We start from the raw sequence: 26,186 nt of genomic DNA, 5'->3' as shown, positions 1-26,186 counted from the left end.
ATCGACTAAAATGTATAGACGTTTTCATCAGTTCTGAAAAGATGAAAAGGAAATTAATTTTATACGCTTAACGGTTCGTAAGACTCCCATCCTACTGCAAGGTATTGAGGTAAAGCAACAAAGCGTTACAACCTGATATTGCAAACTTAGTCTTTGTTCCTCTGAATTAGCGTATGAAAAGTAAGCCTGCGGAATGAAGTTTTACTTTATTTTTTGCGGAAAAATTGGTATGCTAATAGGGAGATGGTCTGTTCATTGCCCACTTTTATTGGTTATGTAAGCCATAAGCGAACATGGGAAGCGCGGTGCATGATGGATAGCCTTTAACGTAAACGTACAAGCTATTTTCTATAAAGACAAATGCACCATTGTTACACTTATTTTTCCGGTTGATTTCAATTACATAGAGGGGGTACATGCTCATGTGGGAAACAGTGTTTGGAATTATATGTTTCGTACTTGTGTTATTAAATATTGGCTACTGCATCTTTGACAACGAGTAAAATTGAAATAGGTCAGTCACATGTTTGTGTCTGACCTATTTTGCTGATAAGATTGGGTAACTCCCGAACAAATCTTAGGTTATCAAGCCACTTTTTAGAACATTACTTCGTTTTTTTCCACTCATCAAACGGATATATGACAAAGGCAGACTTACCGATAATGGTATCTCTGTTAATAAAACCTAAACCGTTTCTACTGTCCATACTTATGGCGCGATTGTCCCCCATTACAAAATAGCTATCGTCTGGTACTTGAATAGGACCGAAGCTCCCTGTGTGATTGGCGGCATCCTTGCTTACAAATGATTTATTTAATTTCTTTCCATTGATGTACAATTGATGTTCTTCCATTTCAACTGTCTCTCCAGGTAATGCGATAACCCTTTTTACATAATTTTTATCAGGACGTTTAATAATGACGATATCTCCACGTTTTGGCTCGCCAAATAGGTAGACGAATTTATTGATGATGACACGTTCGCCATCTTCTAATGTAGGGACCATGCTTTCACCTTCAACAATGGAGGTCGCAAATACAAAAACTTTTAAAAACAATGCAAGTAATATCGCGATGAATATGGCTTTACCCCATTCGACCCATTCATTTTTCTTTTTTGGTTCTGCCAATGGAAACATCCTTTCTTTGGTGTACATTCCTATTATAGAGGATGTACGAAAACTCACCAAATGATAAGCAGTATTTCTGGCTAAATAGCATGCTGTTCTGGCAACTTTTGAATATGTATTATTCCCGCATTAACGGCTATAAAACTCCTATTTCAAGGAGGTTAAAAATTCAAATAAGGTAAATGGGGATTTGTATAAGTCTTAAGGAAACATGTTAAAGGCGCAGTAACTGGAATGCTGTAAATTCAGCCTTTGTTTTTCATTCAGTGAAACCTTCACCGATTGAAGTTTCACTATATATGTTAACATATAAATTAACAGGGGCACGAGAAAAATGGTCAGGCACCTCAGAAAATAGGCAAGTGATGATTGTAAGTGGACGTTAACATCCTTTTTTAAAAAATAATGGTTAAAAAAATTATAAAATCACAATAACTTGTCAATATTTGTTTTAATATGCTAAAGTAAAATGGTTGATCATTAAATGAAATCGATTAGTACAATTTTGGAGAAAAGAACAGATTTCCACTGTTACTATCGATCATCAGCTTGAGAACAGATGAAAAGTGTACAAATGTTCTTGTCAGTAAGTTAATTATAATGTATGATATAAGAACAAATGTTTTGGAAAAAGTGGGGAAATACCCTAGCATTTGTAAAAAGTGCAGACAAGCTGGACAATTAAGTGTTAGAATTACACATTCCCGCGATCGAAATGTTGAAAGGTTCAATTGAGGAGGTAAATTAACCATGGACGAAAAGATGTTACTTAAAAATATTGAATCATTGCGAAAAGAAATGACAACAGCTGCTATAACAAAAGGCCTTACAAGTATGGAAGTAATCGCCCTGAGCCAGGAATTGGATCAATTACTAAATTTGTATGACCAAATGAAACAGCATCAAAAGGAAAAGGTGAAACAATAACAACAGCAAAAATGCAACGCTGCTGAATAACCTCATGAACGGTCAGTTATTAAGATTTTATAATTACTCCGTTTAAGAAAGGCCTCAGGGACAATAACCTCATGCTTTCACCCAAGTAAAAATAAAGTCTGTGGGTACGAAGACAATTTTTTCCGTTTTCATATTTAATTCCACTAAGCTGAATAAACTGAAAATGCAGGGAATTTTTTGATGTTCATCCGCCTCTGCATGTATTACCATTTTGGGTTTCATTAGTGGTAACCAGGTAATTATATCCAAAGTTATTTGTATTTTTCGGTTTTTTAATAAAAATGTTACAAAAAGTTCACACAATTTTGATTTGCGACGCAGAAAATGAGGTATACTAGTAGTAACAATAAGTAAGGAGTGTAATAAAATGAGACCGAAGACACAGACATTTGAACAGCTTGTCAAACAGAACAAGCAAGAACTATGGGAGGATGAAAGAAGATTAAATCAGATTGAGGTGCGCTTGGAAAAAAAGCGGGAAAAATTAGTTTCTGCTAAACAACAAAAACGTTTAATACATGACTAAAAACAGCGGATTTAGAATGCAGTGTGAATGTAACCATTGATTTTAAATTTTTCATTGTATTGTACCTGTCATACTGATAAGGAAGCTCTCATGCTTCTCTTTATAGACAATAAAAAAGACAGATGTGACGTTATTTATCACATCTGTCTTTTCCGTTGGTTTATGATTCTTTCATGCTCACCAAGCAGTATGATATCCACTACAAGGTTTAAGAAAGATATCAAAACAAAGTTCTTATTACCATTCGGGAAATTGTCCCCTTTGGAATGATAAGGTTTTTAAACTTTATTATAGGTTTTTAAACAGTATATTATTTTCTAAATGAATATGCTGATAGGTATCTGATTCTAAATCTGCTAGCCTGGCATACGTAATACGATAGGAATTGCAGGCATCTAGAGGTACTCTAAAGCCATTGGTGATTTCGTTCATACGTTTCAATAAATTTCCACAAGTTTCATGCTCCTCGCCGAGGCCGCCGTTTGCCTCACGAATCTGATCTAGCAGTTCCGGACTAGGATAGTTCTCATATTCTTTTATTAATGGAAATACCTCATTTTCCTCTTTGAACATATGCTCTTCCATTTCCATTTTAAATTCATGATACAATCGGTACAGTTCCTGAAGGTGACTATGCTTTGCACCGTGCACCCGCAAAATTTTAGTTACAAATTTTCCTAGTGCTGGCAGCTCTTCGTTTAAATAGCCGTGATGTTGGCTGATAATATGATCAATTAGCTCAGATGGGGGAATGGCATCCCAATTTATAACCGTATGCTCTGCCTGTTTCCACATGGTGAAGGCTTCATTTAATTCCGTTAAAATAGCTGTTTCATCTAAATTTCGTTTGGTAAATGTTTCTGTTAACGGTTTGTCACCGCCACAACAGAAATCAATACGACGCTTTTTGAACAAGTCACTTGCTTTCGGAAATTGTTTGACTATCTCAGCTGGTGTCTGTTCAGCCGTAAATGGTTGCATTACTATTTCCTCCTTTTGTGGTTATGCTTACATGATAAAGCTTTTTGTTTTTTGATGTCGTGATGGAAATCACATGTAATGAAGAAATAAAAGCCCACCATTCCATTAGCCCGAGAACCGGATGATTGGAAATGATGGGTAATAATGTAAATATATATGGCTTCCTGACTTAGGCTCTGTATCGTTTCATTTACCTATTTCAACTTGTCCTCTACTGGGTGGTTTTTTGGCCGAATGGACAGTAGGGCAAGCAGCGATGCCAATATACAAATCCCGGCAGTAGATAGAAAGAGTACTTGGTGCGACAGCTTGATGATGATAGCGAATAACGGGGGACCTAAGGCAACACCAATAAAGCGCATACTGCTATAGATCGAACTGATCGACCCTCGATGTTCTTTTTCAATACCGCTCGTAATAAATGCGTCCAGACAGGGAAGGGCCAGACCAATCCCAATCCCGCCGAAAACTAATCCACTGATCAGCAGGTCGACATGTTCCGAGAAACTAATGATAAAGACGGCACATGATAACAATAAGCATCCGGAAAAAGAGAGCCATTTCATTAACGTTTTATTCTGGCCAATTTTCTTGCCAGTAATAAAGGATGCCGTTGACAATGCAAGTAAAGGGACTGCAAGAATAATCCCTTTGATGATCCCTGTTATATGATAATTATCTTCGAGTAATGTGGATAAATAAAATAAAACGCCAAACAAGACATACATTAAGATACATCCAATCGCAAATATGGCAAATAACCATCTGCCTTTTTCGGCAAAAATACGCTTAATATTATGCAGAAATTCATGAAATGGCATGGGCTCCTCTTGTTTTTTCGGTGCTTTTAATAAAAAGAAAACGAGAACCAATGAAACACAGCTAAATACAGGGATAGCCAAAAGTGGGGCATACCAGGTAATCATCCCTAATAATGCACCGATAATTGGACTAAAAACTTTACCAGTCGTATTGGATGTTTCAACCACACCTAAACTAGCACTCACTTTATGCTCATCTTTAAACATATCTCCGACTAACGGCAAGACAACAGGGAACGCACCAGAAGCACCGATTCCTTGAATGAAACGTCCGATTAGAATCCAATAGTAGGATTGATCAAACAGCATGGCTGCAAGTCCACTAATTAGTCCGCCAATAGCAGTAATGATTAAACTGGGAATGATCACCTTTTTTCGACCAAATCGATCGGAAAGATATCCTGTTATCGGGATAAGAATGATGGCTATCACGGAGTATACAGAAATAATAAAGCTTGTTTGTAACGAACTTATTTTCAATTTGGATTCCATCACTGGTAACAATGGGATTAACATAGAATTTCCTAATGTCATCACCAATGGGACTGACGCGATCGAAAGTAAATCCAGTTTTCTTTTCTCTTCCACATCCATTTCCCCTTCATAACATGATTTAGCTTAGTATTTTCTAATCATGAGGGAAAATACATTTGAAAAGGAAAATAATCTATCACATTAATTGGCAACATATTGTTCTTTTGCCTTAGACTGCACTGTTTTTGGTGTTGCATATAGTTGTAGCAATATAACAGCACCAATAATACATCCCATCCCGATCATTTGAAAAAATGAGAAAGATTCATGAAAATAAAAATACCAATTAATGACGCGACAACCGGTTCCATTGTTGTTAATATCGATGCCTTTGACACTTCCGTTTGATTCAGTCCGTATGTATAAATAATATACGCTATGGCAGTTGGCAGAAATCCTAAGCCAAATGCATAGTATAAAACAGATGGTGTGGCCAGCAGGGTGATTTTTTCACCGTATGGAAAAAAAGGCAGTAATGCGATACTGGCAATAACAAAGGTATAAGTAGTAATGCTTAGGCCAGAGTATTTCTTTAAAGCAAATTTACTAAAAATGCTATATAAAGCGTAGCCAATTGCTGACCCTATTCCAAACAAAAGGCTGGCTACCGGAGTAACGGACGGTTGAATCGGGATTAGGCCTACAACAAAGCAAGTGCCCAATAAAGTCAGTATTAAAGCAAGTACCTTCATTCTTGTTAATGACTCTTTAAAAATAAAAAACGATAATTTTGTAACAAAAGCTGGTGCCGTATAAAGTAATGCGGTGGCAATCGGAATAGTGGACAGGTCAATGGCTGTAAACATACAATAATTAAAAAATATGATACTTATAATTCCGGTTCCGATAAAGTATTTGATATCGGATAAAGAATAAAGCTTTAATTTTTTTGCATCTTTTAGTAGCATGAATACGATAAGCAGGAACGCAGAGGACCATACACGCAATGTGACGACTTCCATGGGTGTAAAGCCGAATGTATATAAATGTTTAACGTACCAGCCAATGGTCCCCCATAGGGCAGCACCAATCATGATAAATAAGAATGCTTTGTTCATGTTATCTTTCCCCTTTATCCCGCTTTTACGTGCAGTAAGACTCCCACTTCAAGATGTCAAGGTGAAACGAAAAAAGATAAGTGGGGTCAACTGCATGACAAAGGTCCGGTTCTGTTCTCAGCCTGCACGATGCAGGTCATAAAGGCATTGCAACTCAGACGTTCTCGTTCTTAGCCTTTGTTCTCCCGTTTCATTGGGGAAAAAAGGGCAGGCTAAAACCGTCACTCATGTGACAACGCCTGCACTAGTACGTCTGAGTGCGTCGAAAAACCCCACTGAATGAAGTTTCTTTTTATTTTCATTATAACAAGTAATTTGTATTACACATATCAGAAGTTTAACAGTTGCGGGAAAATATTTCGATTCTAGTTGTTTTTCGAGCACCGTTTCCTAGTCTTTATCCATAGACATAAGCTGGTAGATTATTACCCGTTTTAAAACATTTTTCCTTCGTTTGTATACATTCCTGCTTGTTCGTTAAAACTGTTTACTATTAATCGTTAGGAAGGGGAGTTGATCTGATGCTTTTCGCAGGGGTTCAATGGATTAATAAGGGTCAATTACTCACACTTGGATTAACTGAAAAACAACTTTATTTTATCATTATATTGATCGGTGTGTTTGCCAGCTATTATATTATTCAACCAGTTGTCTATTGGTTTGTCACCCTGCAATCGACTAAAGTGCTAAGTTATATGATAGCCAGCTTAGTAATGATGATTTGTGTACTTGTTTTCGATGGACAGCAGTCAGATGACAACGTGCATCAATTAATTAAAATAACCTTGCAATGCTTGGCCGCTTTTGGTGGTGTCTTGTTCGTTATTCAATTAGTTTCAACAATTGCAAACAAGTCAAACAAAAAAAGTGTATGATAATCATACACTTTTTTGTTTGACAGGTTCGGTCGATCGACAACTATTACGATTTCTGTGCACTCATTGATTGCTGCATGGCAGATAACCATTCAAAGGCAAGTTTATCCTGTGCCATTGGGGATAGCTGATCAATAGGAGCATGCTCCATAACAAGTGCTTTTTCCTCATCTGTCAGTGTTTCATATTTGTCTTTTAACGTATGCGTTTTATCAACATAATTACCGAGTTCATACAAAAAGTCTTTCAATTCTGTTCGCATATTATTCCTCCTTACTATACCATTCCTTTTTAAGAAGGAATTAAAACATATAATATTCTGAATTAGTATGCACTGGGTTACCACAAAAAGTTTTTGCTCGTTCCTAACGTTTATATGGTGTCACTTCTTATGTAGTCTTATTCTAATGTTAAGGCAGGCAAACCTTTTCGCAGACAGTAATCCGTTTATATGCATTTTCAAGGTGCATTGTTTTATTCATCAATAATTCCGGTGCGCTTTTTTGGGCGGCCATTCCATCTTTCCGAGGGAGGACTGGGTATAGTATGATGAGGTATACTGTTTTTTGCGGTTTGTTACCGGCATTTTTCTGGGCTTCCAATCGATAAAACGATAGATAATTCTTTTTGCTTGTGAAAGTGACATTTTTGTTCGAGGATTACGAAAGTCCTGATCGAGTGTACCAAGATGCTCCAATTCTTTGAAGTCTTCTTTTGCAGGGGGTACATGAAAATAGTAGTCATCAACTTTAACAAGTAATGTTGAATGCTGATTACTGAATTTTGGATGGTCAGAAAAATGAAGTCCAACTTTTTTTGCCTGTTTGTCACGCAGAAGTCGTTTGATGGCTTCTTTTTTAATAAAATATAAATGCTGTGGTTCAGGAGCCGTTTTGGCATGACGATTGATAGTATAAAGCGCTTTGGCAATGTCACATAATGGGATCGATTGATCAACCATCACTTTCCCTCCTTTGATAAGCTTGTCTTTATCGTACAGCAAAGCCTGTCTATTTTCAAGGTATAATGGAAGAAAATTAGCAATGAATAAAGTATGAATAAAAATGCCAGGCGAAACAATACTGAATTGTCTAGCGCCTGGCATAGCAAAAGTTATTGGAAATCTTGAATATCTTGCACGATTTTCTTCATCTCATCTGGTTTTCTGCCGTCATATGATTTAATAGCATTTCCTTCAGGAGAGACAAGGTAAAACCTGGATGAATGTGTATATTGATCGGAATCTGGTATCTTGTCTAATGCAGCTTTAAATGACTTGATGGACAATTTTTTAATTGTGTCAAAATCATACCCGGTGAGTAAGTGCCAGTTATCAAAATTAAGGGCTCCCCGTTCTTTGGCATATGTTTTTAATAGCTCGGGTGTGTCTTGTTTTGGATCGACACTAAAGGAGACTAATTGCACATCATTCATATCCGCATCATCCAATTGCTGCTGTAAACGTGCCATATTCGCTGTCATTGGTGGACATACCGTTTCACAATTGGTAAAAACAAAATCTGCGACCCAGAATTTTCCTTCTAAGTCACTATTACTCAATTTATTACCATCCTGATCGGTAAATGAAAAATCATTGATCGTGTAGGAAAAATCTCCTTCGTATTTCTCCCCGCAAGCAGACAGTAACATCAAGATAGCCACAATTGGTATTATTTGTATGAATCGCTTTCGTATCATTTGGATGCCCCCAGTTTTCATCAAATTGTCCTTTAGTTTAGCATGTATTTACTGTAAAGACCATGGATAAAATGTTACGGTTTGTCCAATATCCATTTTTAAACAGATGCCTCCATTTTTTTTAATGTATAAATGTTGTATTCCGGTTTGCATAAGAATCGGTATGGGAGTCGGGTAGTTCCGACCCCTTTGCTCACATATAAGGTTAGGTCATCAAATGTATACTTACCTTGAATGTACTTTTCCGCATAGGCTGGGGTATAAAGATCTCCGATGAACGGTAAGCGAACCTGCCCGCCGTGGCTATGTCCGGAAAGCTGGACATCGATGGGGTGTTGAACAGCCGTATCCGCAAAATCTGGTTCATGAGCAAGCAGGATGGTAAACAGTTCCGTATTCGCTTGTTTTAATGTTTTCGTTAAATCAGGTTTACCCAGCATTAGATCATCAATCCCGGCAAGAATAATCCGGTCATCATCTTTTTTAAGCGTGACATGACTGTTTTGCAACAATTGAAAACCTGATTTTTTCATTGTATTTTTGACAATGTTGGTTCCATAGCCGCCATGATCATGATTTCCATAAATCCAATACTTGCCTTCTGGTGCTGATAATGCACGTAAACTATCAATGAGCTGCTGATTCCATTGATATGTGTTTGGCCGATCAACAAGATCCCCAGTGAAAACAATTAAATCGGGTTTTTGATCATTTATTTGGCTAACAAGATCCGCAAATTGCTCCAATGTATATTGAAAACCGATGTGTGTATCCGAAAATTGAATAATCTTATACTTATCAAAGGAATTTGGGATTTTTGCAGATGCAATGGTTTCACTATCGGTATAAAGCATCCTTGGTTCAATATCCCGGGCATAATAATACGTGCCGCCACTCACACCAATAACGGCAAGCACGCTCCCGACAATTCTTTTTAAAAATGATCTTCTGTTCATTATTGGTCAGACCTTTCCATAGTAAAAAACTTCCCCTTTTGTGCGTGATGTCTTATTAAAGAATTATAGCACGGGATAGTTGATTATTTATATACTTTTTTCGAATGACCAAATGAATGAAATTGAGTTAAACTTTTGACATATTATTGTGGAAGGAATAAGATAATAATAAAGTGATATAAAGCGCTTACAAGAAGGCGTGTTTAAAGCCCCGGAGAATTAAACCGAGGTTTCCCTTGAAACAAAATACGTGTTGTTCGGGCAAGGATAACATGCATTTTTTTAAATGACATAATAAAATATAGAGAAAAAGTGAAAAGCTGATCCAGCAATAACAAAAAGGTGCCAGACTGCATGGTGGTAAGGAAAGCTGCGCCAAACATAAAAAATTGCACCGACAGTATAAAATAGCCCGCCAATTATCAGCAGCAAGATACCATCCTCATGCATAGTCGCCGTTAATGGGTTCCACACGAACACAACAAGCCATCCCATCGCGATGTAAAAAAGAGTAGATAACATTAGGAACTTTTTCACAAAAAATATTTTAAAGACGATTCCACATATGGCAATTCCCCATACTGTACTAAATAGTATCCAGCCAATCTCATTTCGAAGCAGGACTAATAATAAAGGGGTATAGGTTCCCGCAATAAACAGGTAGATGGAGGAATGATCAAATATTTGAAATACGTCTTTGTATTTTCCTTCTGGCAGGCTATGTACAATGGTTGATGTTAAGTACATGAGCAGCATAGTCACACCGAAGATAGTCCCGGAGACGATTTGCCATGGGCCACCACTAAGTGATGCATACACGATTAACAACACTAAACCGGCAATACTCAATAATGCTCCGATTCCATGTGTGATTGCGTGGGCTATTTCCTCCTGCTTTGTATAGGTATGTGTCGTCATTAATCTCGTCCTTCCGTCCTTGAATTTCTATATGTCTTCTCACTATTATACTACAGTATGGCTTTTTTATAAAATCGATATGGAATCCAATTAAATTGTTGCTCATTCTTCTGATGTGGCTGGCAAATATATGTCATAAAATGAGATGGGAGATGAGTTTTGTACGTGAGATATGGTAAACTATAAAAGAGATAAAAATGCTTTTTTTATCATGTGAAGGGGCGTTTTAGATGCGAATGATAGAAGATAAACACTTGGCAGATATTGTTATTGAAGATATCATGATTCCCTCCGAAAAAGTAGCACATGTTCAAGTGAATAATCCTTTGGAGCATGCATTACTGGTGCTTGTAAAGTCTGGTTATTCCGCTGTTCCTGTATTAGATTCTGATTATAAGTTAATGGGAACCATTGGTAAAACAATTATATTAAATCAAATTTTAGGGCTGGAACGATTTGAGTTTGAAAAATTATCCGATTTGCTTGTTCATGAATTTATGAATACAGATATCCCTCATCTCACAAAGGATATGACGTTTATGGATGGGTTAAACACGTTAATTAATCATCCATTTGTATGTGTTGCTGATAAGCAAGGTTATTTTGACGGGATTGTGACTAGACGAGCAATTTTGAAACAATTAAAGCGGGATCACTATACAAAGAATGAATAATTGAAACCATTGGTGTTGATGTATACAAAGACATGCAGCAGATTTCAGGTAAAAGATGGGGAATTTATATGGAATATAGTGCAGAAGAGGAAGCAAAAAGGAGAAAACGGCCGCTTATCTTAGCGTCAGTTATGCTTGGAATGTTTCTGGCTGCGATTGAAGCGACGATTGTCGCTACTGCCATGCCAAGTATCGTAGCTGATCTGGGTGGCTTTTCTTTATATAGCTGGGTATTCTCAGCATATTTATTGACCAATGCAGCAACCGTATTAATTTTTGGAAAACTGGCAGATATTTATGGCAGGAAACCAGTTTTTATTATTGGGGTTGCCTTGTTTTTGATTGGTTCTACACTGTCCGGCTTCAGCATCTCGATGACGATGTTAATTATCGCTCGGTTTATTCAAGGATTTGGAGCCGGTGCGTTAATGCCTGTTGCAACAACCATTGTTGGTGATATTTATAACAAACAGGAGCGGGCCAAAATTCAAGGGTATTTATCAAGTGTCTGGGGAATATCAGCAGTTATTGGTCCGTTGTTTGGCGGCTTTTTTGTGGATATTTTAAGCTGGCGCTACGTGTTTTGGATGAATATCCCATTAGGATTACTTGCGATGCTGGGAATTATTTTCTTTTTACACGAAAATGTTGAAAAACAAAAGCGCTCCATTGATTATGCCGGAGCCTTCTGGATTGTGCTAGCTGTCAGTACATTAATGGTTATCCTTGTGGAAGGCGGGGTAGGGATTAAATGGAAGTCGACGATGATGGCTGGATTGATGCTCATTTCAGCCATCGGGTTCCTCTGCTTTTTTATGCAGGAACGTCGGGCAAACGATCCGATGATGCCGTTCGTCATTTGGAAATACCGGATTATCACTACAGCTAATTTAACCTCACTTACAACAGGGATGATTATGATTGGTGTATCCAGTTATTTACCGGCCTTTGTTCAAGGGGTAATGGACAAGTCAGCAACAGTAGCCGGGTTTACACTGACGACTATGTCAATAGGCTGGCCAATTGCATCGACGATAGCAGGAAGACTATTGCTGAAAATTGGGTACCGCAACACTTCGTTAATTGGCGGGGTATCCTTGGTTATTGGAGGAATGATCTTCTTTTTGCTGTCACCTGATCGGGGCCCGGTTTGGGCAGGAACAGGCTCGTTCTTTATTGGAACAGGGATGGGGTTAACTAGCACAGCATTTATTGTAGCTATCCAGAGTACGGTTGACTGGAAAACAAGAGGAATTGCTACAGCTGCTAACATGTTTATGCGGACCCTTGGGAGTGCGTTAGGTGCAGCTTTGTTAGGTGGCATATTAAATGGAAAAATCCACTCGTATATTGAAGAAAAAGGGTTAGCAGACCGTGTTTCTGTTGATACCGCTAACAGCTTACTTGATTCGGATTTAAATACATCGATGTCAGCAGATACCAGGAGTATTTTGCAAGAAGGGCTAACAACTGGTTTACATATGGTATATTTTGGGTTGCTATTGTTGGCTGTTATTAGCATACTGATTATCTGTTTTATGCCAAAAAAGACAGATGAGCTATAGCTATTGCCATCACACTTGTTTTCACTTTTCGATGCATATGTTTCTCGTTTATCGGAAACCCTATGAAAGATATTTCCATAGAGGAGGCAGTGATTATGGCACGTATCGGTGTGGAACAAGCATTAACCGATGTGAAAGAAGCACTAATGGAAAAGGGATATGAGGTCGTTGATTTAAAAACAAGTGAAGATGCAGCGCATTGTGATTGCTGTGTGATTACCGGCCAGGATGAAAACGTGATGGGGATGCAAACGACCACTACCACAGGATCGGTTATTGATGCCCGTGGTTATAACGCAGAAGATATTTGCCAGATGGTAGAACAAAAACTACAAGAGATGAAATAAAATCGTACCCAGCTTTGGAATGACCTAAGCTGGGTACGATTCGTTTCTATTATTGCTCTTCTGCGATGCTTACTTGTTGCGGGAATGGAACCTGCAAGTTTGCCTGGTCAAATTCTTCCTTGATTCGTTTCCGCATATCTCGTTCACAGCCCCATTGCATGAAATTTTCTGTCATGCCTTCAACCCGTAACACAAAATTGTTAGGATCGAGACTTTGCACACCTAGGAGTGTCGGTCCTTCTTTAAATCGCTCATCGTCTGCAAACTCTGTACAAATGTTTTCCAATACAGTGACTGCTTCATGCAAATTCTCATTATATTTTACGGTTACATAAACTTGAGCGCGCATGTTTCCTCGTGAATGATTGGCCACTCCAACAATTTCCCGGTTAGGTACAAAGTACAACGTTCCATCAAAGTCGCGAATCTTCGTTGTACGTAAACCTACTTCTTCCACAACTCCATCATATCCACCTGCAGTAACATAATCGTCAATTTCAATTTGACGTTCCAGCAGAATGAAAAATCCGGTCACAATATCGCTAACAAGTCCCTGGGCGCCAAATCCGACAGCCAGGCCGATAATTCCAGCGCCAGCAAGAAGCGGGCCAATCGGGATCGATAATATAGCAAACAACATGACGATAAAAACAAAAATCATTGCATAGCGAAAAATATTTAATAATAATTTTTCCAGTGTTTTTACGCGTCCAGGGGATAATTTATCACTGTTCCCTGCTTTTTGCAGTGCTTTGGAAATGATTTTCTTCCCAATTGGAACAAAAATAACAAAGGCAATGATTAATACTAGAATATGCAATATAATTGGGACAATCAGACTAAAAATGCCACTTATGTCCAATTTGAACCCATCTTCAAAGATTTTCATGCAGATAGTCTCCTTTCTGTGATTCGTTGCTAGTGTTATGCCACATGTTCATCGCCAATGAAGCATGGTCCTTCATGCAATTATACCCTTCTTGAAAAAAATAAAACTTCTTCTTTGTATTATAGTTATGTGTAAATAAGAATAAAAAACTTCCATTTTTGTGAAGCAGCGGCTAAACTGATATGTTTTATTTTAGAAGTGTGGCGTCCCAATATTAGATCACAATTTTCGTTTGATCGTATACCTAACATGCACCCAAATTCATCCAAAGCATAATAATACGATGGGAGGAGGAATTATACATGAAATTAAGAGATCAAATGCCTGAACTGGAGGGTGAAACAAAATGGTTTAATAGTAATCCGATCCAGAAAAGTGATTTAATTGGCAATAGACCAACGCTGATTCATTTTTGGTCAGTAAGTTGTGGTTTATGTAAGGAAGCAATGCCTAATGTGAATAAGTTGCGCGATGACTATAAAAATGATTTGAACGTTATCGCTGTTCATAAGCCTCGCACAAAAAAGGATTTGGATCTGGATCAAATGAAAGAAGTAGCCGATGAGCATAACATTACGCAACCAATTTTCGTGGATAATGGGCGTAAATTATCCGATGCGTTTGACAACAAATATGTACCAGCATACTATGTGTTCGACGAAGAAGGAAAACTGCGCCACTTTCAGACAGGCGACGGCGGGATGAAAATGTTGCGCAAACGTGTTGATCGCCTCTTGGGTAATACGTATTAGAAATAAATATACTTTATGAAAAAACCGCATCATGTTTGGTGCGGTTTTTTGCGTGTTTTTCAAGCAGATCTAAAGACGAATTATTAACTAAACAACAAAAAAATAAAAAATTGCGGTAAAAGTATAGCAATTTACTTCGGAACCCGTTATATTAGAAGGTACGAAAATAACGTGAGGAGGGAAAACATTGGATACATTCAAGAAACTTAAGCAGTTTTATTGGCCTTATCGAAAGTATTTTTTTACATCGCTTTTTTTTCTGTTGTTTGTCACGGCGATAACGGTCGTGTATCCAATCATATTGCAAAAGACAATTGATGAAGTGGTTCTGAAGGATCATTATGCATTGATTCCATACTTGGCCATTGTCTTTTTTGTTGTCATGATTGTAAAAGGAATCGCAACTTATTTTCATCAGTATCTGGGAGAACTGTTCGGAATTACATCTGTTTACACATTAAGAAGTGCTTTATATGAGAAATTACAGGTGCTATCATTCAAATACTACGATAATGCAAAAACAGGAGATTTGATGTCCAGGCTGACTGCGGACGTGGAAGGGTTTCGTTTTTTTCTCTCTGTCGGTTTTGCGGAATTATTAAGAATTACTTTATTAATTGTCTTCAGTTTAGCGGTGATGTTTTATTATTCAATACCGCTTGCATTGGTAACGATGGCAGCGATGCCTTTCTTGGCGGTTGTTGTATTTCAATTTGAGAAACGTGCCCATCCTGCGTTTAAAGGTATCCGTAAATCTCTTGGACGGTTAAACACCAGGGTTCAAGAAAATATTAGTGGAATGAATACCGTGAAATCGCTGTCACGCGAAGATTTTGAAATTGACAGGTTTTCATCAAGTAATAATCATTACCGGCAAAACTATTTACGTACTTCCGAAATTTGGGCAAGGTTTTTTCCACTCATGGAATTTATTGGGGATATTTGTGCGGTAGCGCTGCTGGCTTATGGTGGATATTTAGTAATGAATGACACGATTGCGCTGGGGGAGCTTGTTGCGTTTTTTAGTCTGGTGTGGTATATCCTCGGGCCGCTTATGAATCTGGGGTTTGTTATTAATCTATTTTCCCAATCAAAGGCATCCGGGGAGCGACTGCTGGAAATACTGGAAGCAAAAGAAGATATCGTAGAATGTGATTTAGCATTGAATAACAAGATTAAGGGACATGTTACCTTTAACGACGTTAGTTTGACATATATTGAAAATGGGGATGCGGCTTTGAAGCATATTAGCTTTGATGCACCGCCCGGGAAGGTGATTGGCCTAATTGGTGCCACTGGTTCGGGGAAGACGAGCGTAACGCAGCTAATCACCCGTTTTTATGAGCCGGAAGCAGGAGAGGTGTTTATCGATAAAAAGCCGGTAGCTGACTACCAACTAAAGGCATTACGAAGACATATAGGGTTTGTCTTACAGGAATCGTTTTTATTTTCGACCAGTATTCGTGAAAATATTGCATATGGTAATCCGGATATTAATGACGAACAAATTATTGATGCGGCCAAGCGAGCGCAAGCCCATGATTTTATCATGAGCATGCCTGATGGATATGACACGATGCTGGGTGAACGCGGGATGGGTTTATCAGGTGGCCAGAAACAGCGGATCGCGATTGCGCGGGCGATTTGTATTAACCCGAGCATTCTTGTATTGGATGATGCGACATCTGCGGTGGATATGGATACCGAGTTTAAAATCCAGCAAGCACTAAAAGAAGTGATGCAGGGAAGAACCACGTTTATCATTGCCCATCGAATTTCCTCATTAAAGCATGCTGATGAGATCCTGGTTTTGGCAGACGGTCAAATAGTTGAACGGGGAACGCATAATCAATTGGTAATAAATAATGGGCCATACCAACGTATTTATGATATACAGTATCAGGATCGTGATGCTATCATGCAGGCGGCACACTTATAAAAAGGGGGGATTAAAAATGGCTCAAGCAGAAAAAACTGGAAAGAAAAACCGTCATTTAAATCGCTTCTACTATACTGTCGACCTGGCAGTTGAAAAACCGTTTAACTGGCAGCAAATGTGGCGATTACTCGTTTATTTGAAACCGTACGCAAAATCATATCTGCCTGGGGCAATTATTGCCATGTTTGTTTCGACGGCAGTGCGATTGGCCGTTCCGATATTGATCGGGAAGGTGGCCATTGATATTGCAATCGCGAATAAAAATACGAGCTTGTTGACATATTTAGTCGTTACTATTGGTATTCTTTATTTACTAAACTATGTTGGTAATATTTATCGAATTAAATGGGTGAATATTCTTGGGCAAAATGTAATCTATGACTTGCGTAAGGCACTTTTTTCCCATGTGCAACGCTTATCCCACCGGTTTTTTGATACTCGGTCGGCAGGGTCCATACTTGTTAGGATCATGAACGATATCAATTCGTTACAGGAGTTATTCACCAATGGTATTATTAATTTGCTGATGGATGTTATCACATTGGTTGGGATTATCGTGATATTGTTCGTTCTTAGTCCCAAATTGGCTTTGGCCATTATGGTGGTAATTCCGCTTATGTTCTATATCTCAACTAAATTACGCCGTACCATTCGCCGGGCATGGCAGAACACAAGAATTCAGCAATCCCGGTTGAATTCACACTTGAACGAGAGTATTCAGGGAATCCGGATTACGCAGTCCTTTTCCCAAGAAAAAGAAAATGCAGCATTCTTTGACGGCATCAACACGGATAATTTTGAAAGCTGGCGAATTGCTACGAAAAAGAGTGCTATGTTTCGTCCGTTTGTTGAATTAAGTAATGCGCTTGGAACGATTATTTTAATTACGTATGGGGCGTACTTAATACTCCAAGGACCAAATGCTGGAGGTATTGAAATTGGTACGTTTGTGTCGTTCGCTTTTTTTCTGGGGATGTTCTGGGATCCGATTTCCCGTCTCGGGCAAATGTATAATCAACTGCTGATGGCCATGGCTGCATCAGAGCGTATTTTTGAGTTTTTGGATGAACAGCCAAATGTGGAGGAAAAGGAACGTGCCATTCCACTTAATGACATGAAAGGACATATTGAATTTGAGCATGTTCGTTTTTCTTATGATGATGATCGAGTAGCATTACATGACATATCACTTGACATTAAGCAGGGGGAAACAATTGCCCTTGTTGGCCATACGGGAAGTGGAAAGTCAACAATTGCTAATTTGATCAGCCGCTTTTATGATCCGACAAATGGAGCGGTTCGAATCGATGGGCATGACTTGCGAGATATGCAACTGGACAGTTTACGGCAGCAAATTAGTGTCGTTTTACAAGATACGTTTATTTTTTCTGGAACGATTATGGAGAATATCCGTTTTGGTCGACCTGATGCCACAGACGAAGAAGTGATTGAAGCGGCAAAGGTTGTTGGTGCAGATGAATTTATTCAGCGATTAGCAGAGACTTATCAAACGGAGGTAGAAGAGCGCGGTAATATCCTTTCTGCTGGTGAGCGTCAGCTATTATCTTTTGCTAGAGCCCTTCTAGCAAATCCGAGGATATTAATTCTTGATGAGGCAACGGCAAGTATTGATACCCAGACAGAGATGAAAATCCAGGCTGCGCTACAACGGCTGCTAAAAGGGCGCACAGCCATCATTATTGCCCATCGACTTTCGACCATTCGTGAGTCGGATACGATCTTTGTACTGCAGCAAGGAGAAATCTTGGAGCATGGTAATCACACTGAGCTGATGAAGCAACGCGGCGAGTACTTCGAATTAGTCAAATCACAATTTCAAATGCTTGATGCGATATGATATAAAAATTGAAAAGGCATGACTATAAAAAATCGTAATCAAGTGAAATCTATTGTATGATAGATAACGTAAAAAACGAAATGGATGATGGAGGAAACGGGTATGAAACGTGATTTTGCGGTAATTGGTCTTGGCCGCTTTGGTGGCAGTATTTGTCGGGAACTAAGTATGGAAGGCATGGAAGTACTCGCCATTGATATTGATGAGGATAAGGTAAATGAATTTAAAAATATTGCTTCCCATGCAGTCATTGCCGATTCTACTGATGAAGCAACTTTGAAAGATTTAGGAATCAAGAATATTGACCATGTCATTGTGGCAATCGGAGATAATATTCAGGCAAGTATTTTGACCACTGTTGTCCTAACTGACTTTAATATCAAGAAAATTACGGTGAAAGCTCAAAATGATTATCATGAAAAGATTTTAAATAAAATTGGAGCGGATCAAGTTGTTCATCCTGAGCGTGATATGGGGAAACGAATTGCCCATAATATTATTTCTAACAATATTCTTGATTATTTGGAGTTGTCCGATGAACATAGTATTGTCGAGGTAAAGGTTGGTTCCAGAATGCTTGGGAAGTCTTTAATTGATTTGGACATCAGGGCAAATTATGGATGTAACGTTGTCGCGATTAAAAAGGGGAGTAAGATTAATGTTTCCCCTAGCGCAGACGATAAACTCGAATCAGATGATATTTTAATCGTCATTGGTGCCGATAATGACCTTTCCAGATTTGAAAAGCACCTGGTAGCGGACGATTGAAGAATGCTAAAACCTGCGTCATGGATGATGCAGGTTTTTTTGCACGCTTTTTAGGCTATAGACTAGAGAGAATAGTTTAGGAAGGATGCATAATATGTTTGAAAAACGAACCGGAGAAATTATCACCGATTTATTGCAACATTGGAAGGTAAATCATATTTTCGGAATGCCTGGTGATTCGATTAATGAATTGATTGACGATTTGCGAAAGAAACAGGATGCGCTCTCGTTTATTCAAATAAGACATGAGGAAGTAGGGGCATTAGCGGCGAGTGCCTATGCCAAATTAACCGGAAAACTGGGGGTGTGCTTATCCATCGCTGGGCCAGGGGCAGTCCATCTTTTAAATGGGTTATACGATGCAAAACAGGACGGCGCGCCTGTCCTTGCTATTGTGGGACAAGTAAAAAGCAATCAAGTCGGCACGGACGCCTTTCAGGAAATTAATTTAGAACGGCTGTTTGATGATGTGGCAGTGTTTAATGAACAAGCGGAGTCAGCGGAACAATTGCCTGACTTAGTAAATATGGCGATACGGACGGCCTATGTCAAAAATGGTGTTTCTGTATTAATTATTCCTGATGATTTGGCTGCTGTGAAGCAGAAACATTCCCAACCGATAACCGCACCGGTACTTGTTCAACCAGCGATTATACCCGAGCAAAGGGTAATTACAAATGCTGCACAGCTGATTAACGAAGCTAAGAAACCAGTTATTCTAGCAGGCAGAGGGGCAGCACATTCGCGGGAGGAACTGGCCACGTTTGCCGAGACGATTCAAGCACCTGTTGTTTTGAGTTTACTAGGAAAAGGGACAATACCGGATTATCATGAATTAAATCTGGGACAGCATGGACAAATTGGTACAAAACCGGCTTATGAGGCAATAATGGAAACCGATCTCTTATTATTGATTGGAACAAGCTTTCCATATCGTGACTTTTTACCAGACCATGTGAAGGCTGTCCAAATCGAAATACGACCGGACAAAATAGGTAATTATTATCCCGTTACCGAGGGGTTATGTGGAGATGCGAAAAAGATATTGCCACAGCTTACGGATATGGTTATGCCGAAAGAAAATAGTGCATTCCTAAAAAAATACCAGGATAAAATGAAGAATTGGCATATCCACATGCAACAGGAGAAAAGACAGGAAACTGATCCGATTGTTGCACCACAGGTGATGTATGCACTTGAACAGGTAACCAATAAAGATGCAGTTATTTCCTGCGACGTTGGTAATGTTACTGTTTGGACAACACGTTATTTTCCATTTGTTCATCAAAAATTTGTTATCTCTGGGAGACTTGCCACCATGGGGTCTGGGCTACCTGGGGCAATTGCTGCAAAGCTAGCCTATCCAAATAAGCAAGTTGTTGGGATTTGCGGAGATGGCGGTTTTGGTATGGTCATGCACGATTTTGTCACCGCGGTAAAATATAATTTACCAATTAAAATAGTAGTCTTGAACAATCGTAAAATAGGGATGATTCAATATGAGCAGGAGGAAATGGGGAACCTGACTTACGAAACCGATTTGGGAGAAGTTGAATTTGCCGAGTTTGCCAAAAGCTGTGGCGGAGATGGTTTCCGAATTGAAACGTATGAAGAAATGGCAACAAAAATGCAGCAAGCCTTCTTGTCTGACAAGCCGGCAATTATTGACGTGGCAATCAAGGATCAAGCACCACTTCCAGGAAAAATTACGTACGACCAGGCCCTTCATTATGGAAAATATTTAGTGAAGGAGTTTTTTAATAATGGCAAGGTTGATTTTCCAAGTCCAGCAACATCTGTTAAACGGTTATTATAAAAACTGCGAAGAGCTTGTGTCTTATCGTATGATAGAAGTGACTGGATATAATGGAAAATTTCTACCCTAAAGATGAAGGAATATAGGATGTGAATTTTAAAATATTATTTTTCTGCTGAAGTATAATTCGAAGTTGATGGAAACTGCGACGTAAAATGAGATGGCGATTAAATTGCCACTACGGAAAAACACTACGCTTTTTAGCAGGCGGCTGGAGTCTCTGTGTTTTTACTTCGCTGGTACGGTGTGTGCAATTTTTTATCCCGCCTTAACGGGCAGTAAGACCCCCACTTCAAGATTTTAAGGTGGAACTAAAAAAGATAAGTGGGGGTCAACAGCCCGTAAAGGCCCGATTCTGTTCAACTAACATTCAGTGGGGGAGAAAGGGAAACCCCCACTGAATGAAGTTTCACTTTATAAATAGCCTAACTAGTCCGGGATCGCTACGGGCGGTGACTCCAGCGGGAAAGCTCATCGCGAGCCCGCTAAAAAGCATCCGCCCGTAGCGATCCCGGACGGTGGGAGCGGCACTCGTATTTAAAAATCAACGTCTTATTTATGTCGCAGTATATCTATACTAAGTAGTAAAGATTTCTTATACTTGATCAAAGTACTTCATTGCTATAACTCTATACACGCTTAAATACAACAAAGAAAAATCCGAACGAATACAAAAATTCCCATTGAGGAACTTGAATTTTCGTTCGGATTTTTAAACTAAAAACATGTTGTCCAGCTTTTTTATTAAAGCTGTTACTATTACTTTACACTTCCATAATAATCGGCAATATCATCGGACGGCGTTTTGTTTTGTCGTAAAGGAATGGTGCAATGGTGTCGGTTATTTCATTTTTGATTTCTGACCATTGTGTTGTCCTTCGCTCCATTACTTTAGCGAGGTGGGCAGAAACCAGTTTTTGCGCCTCGTTAATGAGGTCTTCTGATTCCCTCATGTAAACAAAACCTCGTGAAATAATATCAGGACCAGATGAAATTTTGAATTCCTTCATATTAATGCTCACAACGACGATAACCAGACCCTCTTCAGACAGAATGCGTCGATCGCGCAGTACGATGTTGCCAATATCGCCAATCCCACTTCCATCAACATAGATCGAACCAGAAGGTATTTTACCGGCAACCATAGCATTATCTTTCCCTAATGCTAATACATCGCCATTATCCATTAGGAATATATTTGCTGGATCAACCCCGCAGGCTTCAGCTAGCTTTGAGTGCTCTTTCTGCATGCGGAATTCACCATGAATTGGCATGAAATATTTTGGCTTAATCAGGCGGAGCATTAGTTTTTGCTCTTCTTGACTACCGTGACCAGATGTATGGATGTTTGTAAGCTTTCCATGGATAACATCTGCTCCGGCACGATATAATTTATTAATGGTTCGACTTACACTGATCGTATTTCCAGGGATTGGAGATGATGAAAATACAACCGTATCACCAGGTATAATTTGGATCTGACGATGTGTACCATTTGCGATTCGCGATAGAGCCGCCATCGCTTCACCTTGAGAGCCTGTACATAGAATCGTCACTTCATTGGCTGGAAGCCGGTTAATTTGATTGGCATCAACGAATGTATCCTTTGGTGCACTAATGTAACCTAATTCCTGACCGATTGTGATAGAGGATTCCATACTGCGGCCAAACACAGCAATTTTTCGGTTATGCTTTACGGCAGATTCTACTACTTGCTGCAGACGATAAATATTAGATGCAAACGTTGCAAAAATCAACCGTCCTTCTGCTTTATCAAATACATCACTGATGGTTTCACCAACGATTCGCTCGGACATCGTAAATCCGGGAATTTCACTATTTGTACTATCGGAAAGCAAGCATAGGACACCTTCTTTTCCAATTTCAGCCATTTTAGCTAAATTGGCTGGTTCGCCAACAGGGGTGAAATCAAATTTAAAGTCCCCTGTATGAACGATGTTTCCTGGAGGTGTTTTGACTACAATACCATAGGAATCAGGAATACTGTGTGTTGTGCGGAAAAAACTGACTGACGTTTTGCGGAATTTAATGCAATCGTCTTCTCCAATAGTATTCAATTTAGCGTTTCTTAATAGACCATGCTCGTCTAATTTATTTCTGATTAAACCGATCGCAAGTTTACCAGCGTAAATGGGCACATTTAACTCACGTAATAAAAAAGGAATTCCACCAATATGGTCTTCATGTCCGTGAGTTACGAATAATCCTTTAATTTTGTCCTGATTTTGGACCAGGTAGGTATAATCGGGAATAACATAGTCAATTCCAAGTAATTCGTCCTCGGGAAACTTGATCCCGGCATCAATTAAAATAATTTCATCTTGAAATTGCACACCATATGTGTTTTTCCCAATTTCACCCAGTCCACCTAATGCGAATACTGCTGTTTGGTCATTTTTAACAAATTTCATCGTCTTAAGCAGTCTCCACAGCAAAATCTTTGGATTGTTTTTCATATTCTAAATGTGCTTGGTCCAGTTTTTGGATATGTTCAATGTTTAATTTGCGATCAACAAGTTTATCCCGTACTTCCCGTTCTGTTTCTGCTTCGACAAATAATGTCTTTGTGCGTTCCCTAACAGGTATTTCGCTAGGGTCTTCTTGATAAAATACTTTAAAAACCATTTCATCTCTCCTAACACTTTCTAATTTTTTATTTTTAATGAAATACATCATCAAGTAAGACAATAGAAAAAACAGCTGGCTATTACCATCCTTACAGTAAATAACAAGCAAAAGTTCATCCGATTGTCCGCTTTATTTAATACAATTCCGCAGCATGGTTGATTCCTTTATGGTAAAACAGTCGTAACGTAAGGCATTGCTTTTTTGATAGTAAACAAAGTATAAGCATATAAGCCGTCAACCGGGCGCTTTTTACTTTGTATTTATTACGTGATTTTCGTTAATGTACGATTGGTCCATCATTGGTAGTCTTCTTCACAAGTAGTTGGTACACGTCCTTGGCCTAAAATATCCTTCAAGCGTTTTTTTAGCTTTTCTTTTAGGCGTTTCAACATGATACGTTGCATCTCCTTTCCAATAATAAGAAAAGCAAACATATTCTACCGATCCAATCCCTCTTATTTATAGTATAGTACGGTTTGCCAGATAATGAAATAAAAACACGCTATTTATGTGAAAAAAATTTGATCTTCTTTTTGCAGAATACAGGATTAATGAAGATCCGACGATACATTTCTAGTTTTTATTTTTTGCTAAAAAAGTTTTTTTATACGGGGGAATGATGAAAAAAGGTGCTGCTATGAAATCGATAAGGTGAAGAGTAAGGTTTGTTTTCATTTTTAAGAAAAGTTTGTATGGGGGGATTGCTTACTTTAAATACAGGGGAATCTATGTACAAAACATCTTCTTTTTTGTGTTTTGTACATAAATTTCTCCAGTAAAAAGCAATTTTTTGATTAATCAACAGGCTTGGCGTTTTCCGGGGTGATATATGGATTTTCTTTGTTAATGTGATCATAGAACATAATACCATTTAGATGATCAATCTCATGCTGGAAAACAATTGCAGCATAGTCCCGTAAGCGAAGTTTTAATTCTTTCCCATTTAAATCGGTTGCTTTAACGGTAACGCGCGCATACCTTGGAACATATCCTTCCACATTCCGATCCACCGACAAGCATCCTTCACCGGTCGTTAAATATGCTTTTTCTACGGAATGACTAATAATCTTGGGGTTAAATAACCCGTACGTATACCATTTTCCCCGAACATCTTCAAAGTGAATGGCGACCATGCGCTTCGTTACACCGACTTGCGGTGCTGCCAGCCCGACACCAGGACGTAAATTGTACTGATCGCAGACCTTCTCATCCTGGCTGTTTTTTAGAAATTGCAGCATATCTTCCAATAATGTGAGTTCTTGCTCAGTCGCCGGGAGAGCAACCTCTTCGCATACTTTTCGTAAAGCTGGATGACCTTCCCGTACGACATCTTTCATGGTTAACATTTATATGACACTCCTCATCTGTTGTACTTGCTTGAGCATCGTGCAATAAGACTTTCGATACATTTCATTATAAAACATATGTTACCGGAATCAATTTTTATTTTAGCATAAGTAGACGTATTCGGTCATAAATTTGCTGTAGGATAAGACGTTTTTTACTATGTCATTGTGGTTATTCCATATGATATACTTGGATGTATCTATATAGTTAACAAAGAGGAGGGGACGCTCACGTGTTATTAAAAAGAACAAGGGGCATCATCTTTTTATTATTTATTGTCATGTTGTCGGCGTGTGGAGCTTCGTCAACAGAAGATAAAATGTATGATCACTTGGAAGAAGCAGTTACATTGGAAGATTCATTTGAAGAACAACAAGATCCGATTGTTGATTTGGAACAAAAAGAGCAATCGTTATATGGGGAAATTATTGAATTGGGTATGGATGATTTAGACAAAGTCAAAGAACTTTCCGATCAAGCATTAGAAACAATCGATGAACGTGCTGATAAAACAGCAAAAGAAAAGGAAAGTATGGAGGCATCCAAAGAAGAATTTGAGAAGGTAAACGATTTAATGGACAAGCTTGACGATAAGCAAACGCAAGCACAGGCAAAAAAAATGTATGACATGATGATGAAACGATATAAAGCTTATGACACGTTATATACATCGTATAATCATTCACTCGAGTTGGAAAAGCAACTGTATGAAATGTTACCAGATGAGGATATCGAACAGGAGAAGCTCACGGAACATATTTCAAAACTTAATGACAGCTATCAGGATGTATTGGAAGCTAATAAAGCATTTAATACGGACACAACGGAGTATAACGAGCTTAAAAAGGAATTTTATCAAGCGGCAGATTTGGACGTGGAGTATCAATCAGATGAAAAACAAGCGAATAAAAAGAATGACAAAAAGAGCTGATAGTAACAGCTCTTTTTTGTTGTCTAGGAGATTATAAAGTTTTATCTTGTTAGGACTTCATCTGTTGTAAGTTGCTATAATACAATGATACAGATTTGAACAACAACTATAACAGGTGTACCATTATTGTCCACTAAAAAAGAAAAGGCATACATAAATTATGGAATAATAAACAAAGTGATTGACCCCGCGGAGCA

At 38.6% G+C, this 26,186-nt stretch carries 25 protein-coding genes; 12 read left to right on the top strand and 13 right to left on the bottom strand.

What is annotated here, in order from left to right:
• Positions 1-605: 605 nt before the first annotated feature.
• Positions 606-1,139: a signal peptidase I gene (gene lepB, locus WMZ97_RS03115; protein WP_405027650.1), complete on the bottom strand. Its 534-nt coding sequence runs from the start codon at positions 1,137-1,139 to the stop codon at positions 606-608.
• Between the two features lie 741 nt (positions 1,140-1,880).
• Here lepB and WMZ97_RS03110 point away from each other — a divergent pair.
• Both WMZ97_RS03110 and WMZ97_RS03105 read left to right on the top strand, forming a co-directional pair.
• The gene (locus WMZ97_RS03110) at positions 1,881-2,057 is read left to right on the top strand and encodes an aspartyl-phosphate phosphatase Spo0E family protein (RefSeq protein WP_343270597.1); all 177 of its coding nucleotides are present in this window, start codon (positions 1,881-1,883) and stop codon (positions 2,055-2,057) included.
• A gap of 397 nt (positions 2,058-2,454) precedes the next feature.
• The gene (locus tag WMZ97_RS03105; protein WP_343270596.1) at positions 2,455-2,613 is read left to right on the top strand and encodes an FbpB family small basic protein; all 159 of its coding nucleotides are present in this window, start codon (positions 2,455-2,457) and stop codon (positions 2,611-2,613) included.
• 288 nt (positions 2,614-2,901) lie between these two features.
• Here the strand turns inward: WMZ97_RS03105 and ric are convergent, their stop codons facing one another.
• The 3 genes from ric to WMZ97_RS03090 all read right to left on the bottom strand — a co-directional run bounded on the left by ric (position 2,902) and on the right by WMZ97_RS03090 (position 6,007).
• Complete coding sequence (ric, locus tag WMZ97_RS03100) at positions 2,902-3,594, bottom strand: iron-sulfur cluster repair di-iron protein (protein ID WP_343270595.1); 693 nt, start codon at positions 3,592-3,594, stop codon at positions 2,902-2,904.
• Positions 3,595-3,788: 194 nt separating this feature from the next.
• The gene (locus tag WMZ97_RS03095; RefSeq protein ID WP_405027649.1) at positions 3,789-5,009 is read right to left on the bottom strand and encodes an MFS transporter; all 1,221 of its coding nucleotides are present in this window, start codon (positions 5,007-5,009) and stop codon (positions 3,789-3,791) included.
• 182 nt (positions 5,010-5,191) lie between these two features.
• Positions 5,192-6,007, bottom strand: a complete 816-nt coding sequence (locus WMZ97_RS03090; RefSeq protein ID WP_343270593.1) for a DMT family transporter — start codon at positions 6,005-6,007, stop codon at positions 5,192-5,194.
• 521 nt (positions 6,008-6,528) lie between these two features.
• On the opposite strand from WMZ97_RS03090, the gene WMZ97_RS03085 reads away from it, so the two are divergent.
• Complete coding sequence (locus tag WMZ97_RS03085; protein ID WP_343270592.1) at positions 6,529-6,882, top strand: hypothetical protein; 354 nt, start codon at positions 6,529-6,531, stop codon at positions 6,880-6,882.
• A gap of 46 nt (positions 6,883-6,928) precedes the next feature.
• Here the strand turns inward: WMZ97_RS03085 and WMZ97_RS03080 are convergent, their stop codons facing one another.
• From WMZ97_RS03080 to trhA, 5 genes are all read right to left on the bottom strand, one after another.
• Positions 6,929-7,144, bottom strand: a complete 216-nt coding sequence (locus WMZ97_RS03080) for a hypothetical protein (protein WP_343270591.1) — start codon at positions 7,142-7,144, stop codon at positions 6,929-6,931.
• 219 nt (positions 7,145-7,363) lie between these two features.
• Positions 7,364-7,843 (bottom strand): YkyB family protein, encoded by a 480-nt coding sequence (locus WMZ97_RS03075; RefSeq protein ID WP_343270590.1) that lies wholly within the window; start codon positions 7,841-7,843, stop codon positions 7,364-7,366.
• A gap of 152 nt (positions 7,844-7,995) precedes the next feature.
• Positions 7,996-8,580, bottom strand: a complete 585-nt coding sequence (locus tag WMZ97_RS03070; protein ID WP_343270589.1) for an SCO family protein — start codon at positions 8,578-8,580, stop codon at positions 7,996-7,998.
• Between the two features lie 98 nt (positions 8,581-8,678).
• Complete coding sequence (locus WMZ97_RS03065; RefSeq protein WP_343270588.1) at positions 8,679-9,536, bottom strand: metallophosphoesterase; 858 nt, start codon at positions 9,534-9,536, stop codon at positions 8,679-8,681.
• A 282-nt stretch (positions 9,537-9,818) separates the two neighbouring features.
• The gene (gene trhA, locus WMZ97_RS03060; protein ID WP_343270587.1) at positions 9,819-10,454 is read right to left on the bottom strand and encodes a PAQR family membrane homeostasis protein TrhA; all 636 of its coding nucleotides are present in this window, start codon (positions 10,452-10,454) and stop codon (positions 9,819-9,821) included.
• A 230-nt stretch (positions 10,455-10,684) separates the two neighbouring features.
• On the opposite strand from trhA, the gene cbpB reads away from it, so the two are divergent.
• The 3 genes from cbpB to WMZ97_RS03045 all read left to right on the top strand — a co-directional run bounded on the left by cbpB (position 10,685) and on the right by WMZ97_RS03045 (position 13,040).
• Entirely contained in the window at positions 10,685-11,128 is a 444-nt protein-coding gene (cbpB, locus tag WMZ97_RS03055) for a cyclic-di-AMP-binding protein CbpB (protein ID WP_343270586.1), read from the top strand.
• A gap of 68 nt (positions 11,129-11,196) precedes the next feature.
• The gene (locus tag WMZ97_RS03050; protein WP_343270585.1) at positions 11,197-12,693 is read left to right on the top strand and encodes an MDR family MFS transporter; all 1,497 of its coding nucleotides are present in this window, start codon (positions 11,197-11,199) and stop codon (positions 12,691-12,693) included.
• 95 nt (positions 12,694-12,788) lie between these two features.
• The gene (locus WMZ97_RS03045) at positions 12,789-13,040 is read left to right on the top strand and encodes a YkuS family protein (protein ID WP_343270584.1); all 252 of its coding nucleotides are present in this window, start codon (positions 12,789-12,791) and stop codon (positions 13,038-13,040) included.
• 49 nt (positions 13,041-13,089) lie between these two features.
• On the opposite strand, the gene WMZ97_RS03040 is transcribed toward WMZ97_RS03045, so the two are convergent.
• On the bottom strand, positions 13,090-13,929 hold the full coding sequence (locus tag WMZ97_RS03040) for a mechanosensitive ion channel family protein (protein ID WP_343270583.1): 840 nt from the start codon (positions 13,927-13,929) through the stop codon (positions 13,090-13,092).
• Between the two features lie 302 nt (positions 13,930-14,231).
• On the opposite strand from WMZ97_RS03040, the gene WMZ97_RS03035 reads away from it, so the two are divergent.
• The 5 genes from WMZ97_RS03035 (at position 14,232) to WMZ97_RS03015 (ending at position 21,062) form a co-directional block, all read left to right on the top strand.
• The gene (locus tag WMZ97_RS03035; RefSeq protein WP_343270582.1) at positions 14,232-14,681 is read left to right on the top strand and encodes a TlpA family protein disulfide reductase; all 450 of its coding nucleotides are present in this window, start codon (positions 14,232-14,234) and stop codon (positions 14,679-14,681) included.
• A 187-nt stretch (positions 14,682-14,868) separates the two neighbouring features.
• Positions 14,869-16,620 carry an ABC transporter ATP-binding protein gene (locus WMZ97_RS03030; RefSeq protein ID WP_343270581.1) on the top strand — a complete coding sequence of 584 codons (1,752 nt, stop codon included), beginning with the start codon at positions 14,869-14,871 and terminating at the stop codon, positions 16,618-16,620.
• Positions 16,621-16,636: 16 nt separating this feature from the next.
• A complete protein-coding gene (locus tag WMZ97_RS03025; RefSeq protein WP_343270580.1) occupies positions 16,637-18,478 on the top strand; it encodes an ABC transporter ATP-binding protein in 1,842 nt (613 codons plus the stop codon).
• A gap of 102 nt (positions 18,479-18,580) precedes the next feature.
• The gene (locus WMZ97_RS03020) at positions 18,581-19,246 is read left to right on the top strand and encodes a potassium channel family protein (protein ID WP_343270579.1); all 666 of its coding nucleotides are present in this window, start codon (positions 18,581-18,583) and stop codon (positions 19,244-19,246) included.
• A 94-nt stretch (positions 19,247-19,340) separates the two neighbouring features.
• Positions 19,341-21,062 carry a pyruvate oxidase gene (locus WMZ97_RS03015; RefSeq protein ID WP_343270578.1) on the top strand — a complete coding sequence of 574 codons (1,722 nt, stop codon included), beginning with the start codon at positions 19,341-19,343 and terminating at the stop codon, positions 21,060-21,062.
• 764 nt (positions 21,063-21,826) lie between these two features.
• Here the strand turns inward: WMZ97_RS03015 and rnjA are convergent.
• The 3 genes from rnjA to def form a co-directional block, all read right to left on the bottom strand.
• Positions 21,827-23,494, bottom strand: coding sequence for a ribonuclease J1 (rnjA, locus tag WMZ97_RS03010; protein WP_343270577.1), 1,668 nt, complete (start codon positions 23,492-23,494; stop codon positions 21,827-21,829).
• A gap of 4 nt (positions 23,495-23,498) precedes the next feature.
• Positions 23,499-23,708 (bottom strand): DNA-dependent RNA polymerase subunit epsilon, encoded by a 210-nt coding sequence (locus tag WMZ97_RS03005; protein WP_343270576.1) that lies wholly within the window; start codon positions 23,706-23,708, stop codon positions 23,499-23,501.
• Between the two features lie 797 nt (positions 23,709-24,505).
• Positions 24,506-25,057, bottom strand: coding sequence for a peptide deformylase (def, locus tag WMZ97_RS03000; protein WP_343270575.1), 552 nt, complete (start codon positions 25,055-25,057; stop codon positions 24,506-24,508).
• Between the two features lie 233 nt (positions 25,058-25,290).
• Here def and WMZ97_RS02995 point away from each other — a divergent pair, with 233 nt between their 5' ends.
• A complete protein-coding gene (locus tag WMZ97_RS02995) occupies positions 25,291-25,989 on the top strand; it encodes a YkyA family protein (protein ID WP_343270574.1) in 699 nt (232 codons plus the stop codon).
• Positions 25,990-26,186 lie beyond the last annotated feature (197 nt).

The organism is Lentibacillus songyuanensis (assembly GCF_039548255.1).
In the GTDB taxonomy this organism is placed as follows: Bacteria; Bacillota; Bacilli; order Bacillales; family Amphibacillaceae; genus Lentibacillus_C; species Lentibacillus_C songyuanensis.
Note: the sequence above shows the minus strand (reverse complement) of the source record. Positions and strands in the feature narration are given on the sequence as shown.

Bases quoted from the DNA above. Each gene is read 5' to 3' on its own strand.
- lepB (WP_405027650.1), bottom strand. From the start codon at position 1,139: ATGTTTCCATTGGCAGAACCAAAAAAGAAAAATGAATGGGTCGAATGG.
- WMZ97_RS03110 (WP_343270597.1), top strand. From the start codon at position 1,881: ATGGACGAAAAGATGTTACTTAAAAATATTGAATCATTGCGAAAAGAA.
- WMZ97_RS03105 (WP_343270596.1), top strand. From the start codon at position 2,455: ATGAGACCGAAGACACAGACATTTGAACAGCTTGTCAAACAGAACAAG.
- ric (WP_343270595.1), bottom strand. From the start codon at position 3,594: ATGCAACCATTTACGGCTGAACAGACACCAGCTGAGATAGTCAAACAA.
- WMZ97_RS03095 (WP_405027649.1), bottom strand. From the start codon at position 5,009: ATGGATGTGGAAGAGAAAAGAAAACTGGATTTACTTTCGATCGCGTCA.
- WMZ97_RS03090 (WP_343270593.1), bottom strand. From the start codon at position 6,007: ATGAACAAAGCATTCTTATTTATCATGATTGGTGCTGCCCTATGGGGG.
- WMZ97_RS03085 (WP_343270592.1), top strand. From the start codon at position 6,529: ATGCTTTTCGCAGGGGTTCAATGGATTAATAAGGGTCAATTACTCACA.
- WMZ97_RS03080 (WP_343270591.1), bottom strand. From the start codon at position 7,144: ATGCGAACAGAATTGAAAGACTTTTTGTATGAACTCGGTAATTATGTT.
- WMZ97_RS03075 (WP_343270590.1), bottom strand. From the start codon at position 7,843: ATGGTTGATCAATCGATCCCATTATGTGACATTGCCAAAGCGCTTTAT.
- WMZ97_RS03070 (WP_343270589.1), bottom strand. From the start codon at position 8,580: ATGATACGAAAGCGATTCATACAAATAATACCAATTGTGGCTATCTTG.
- WMZ97_RS03065 (WP_343270588.1), bottom strand. From the start codon at position 9,536: ATGAACAGAAGATCATTTTTAAAAAGAATTGTCGGGAGCGTGCTTGCC.
- trhA (WP_343270587.1), bottom strand. From the start codon at position 10,454: ATGACGACACATACCTATACAAAGCAGGAGGAAATAGCCCACGCAATC.
- cbpB (WP_343270586.1), top strand. From the start codon at position 10,685: ATGCGAATGATAGAAGATAAACACTTGGCAGATATTGTTATTGAAGAT.
- WMZ97_RS03050 (WP_343270585.1), top strand. From the start codon at position 11,197: ATGGAATATAGTGCAGAAGAGGAAGCAAAAAGGAGAAAACGGCCGCTT.
- WMZ97_RS03045 (WP_343270584.1), top strand. From the start codon at position 12,789: ATGGCACGTATCGGTGTGGAACAAGCATTAACCGATGTGAAAGAAGCA.
- WMZ97_RS03040 (WP_343270583.1), bottom strand. From the start codon at position 13,929: ATGAAAATCTTTGAAGATGGGTTCAAATTGGACATAAGTGGCATTTTT.
- WMZ97_RS03035 (WP_343270582.1), top strand. From the start codon at position 14,232: ATGAAATTAAGAGATCAAATGCCTGAACTGGAGGGTGAAACAAAATGG.
- WMZ97_RS03025 (WP_343270580.1), top strand. From the start codon at position 16,637: ATGGCTCAAGCAGAAAAAACTGGAAAGAAAAACCGTCATTTAAATCGC.
- WMZ97_RS03020 (WP_343270579.1), top strand. From the start codon at position 18,581: ATGAAACGTGATTTTGCGGTAATTGGTCTTGGCCGCTTTGGTGGCAGT.
- WMZ97_RS03015 (WP_343270578.1), top strand. From the start codon at position 19,341: ATGTTTGAAAAACGAACCGGAGAAATTATCACCGATTTATTGCAACAT.
- rnjA (WP_343270577.1), bottom strand. From the start codon at position 23,494: ATGAAATTTGTTAAAAATGACCAAACAGCAGTATTCGCATTAGGTGGA.
- WMZ97_RS03005 (WP_343270576.1), bottom strand. From the start codon at position 23,708: ATGGTTTTTAAAGTATTTTATCAAGAAGACCCTAGCGAAATACCTGTT.
- def (WP_343270575.1), bottom strand. From the start codon at position 25,057: ATGTTAACCATGAAAGATGTCGTACGGGAAGGTCATCCAGCTTTACGA.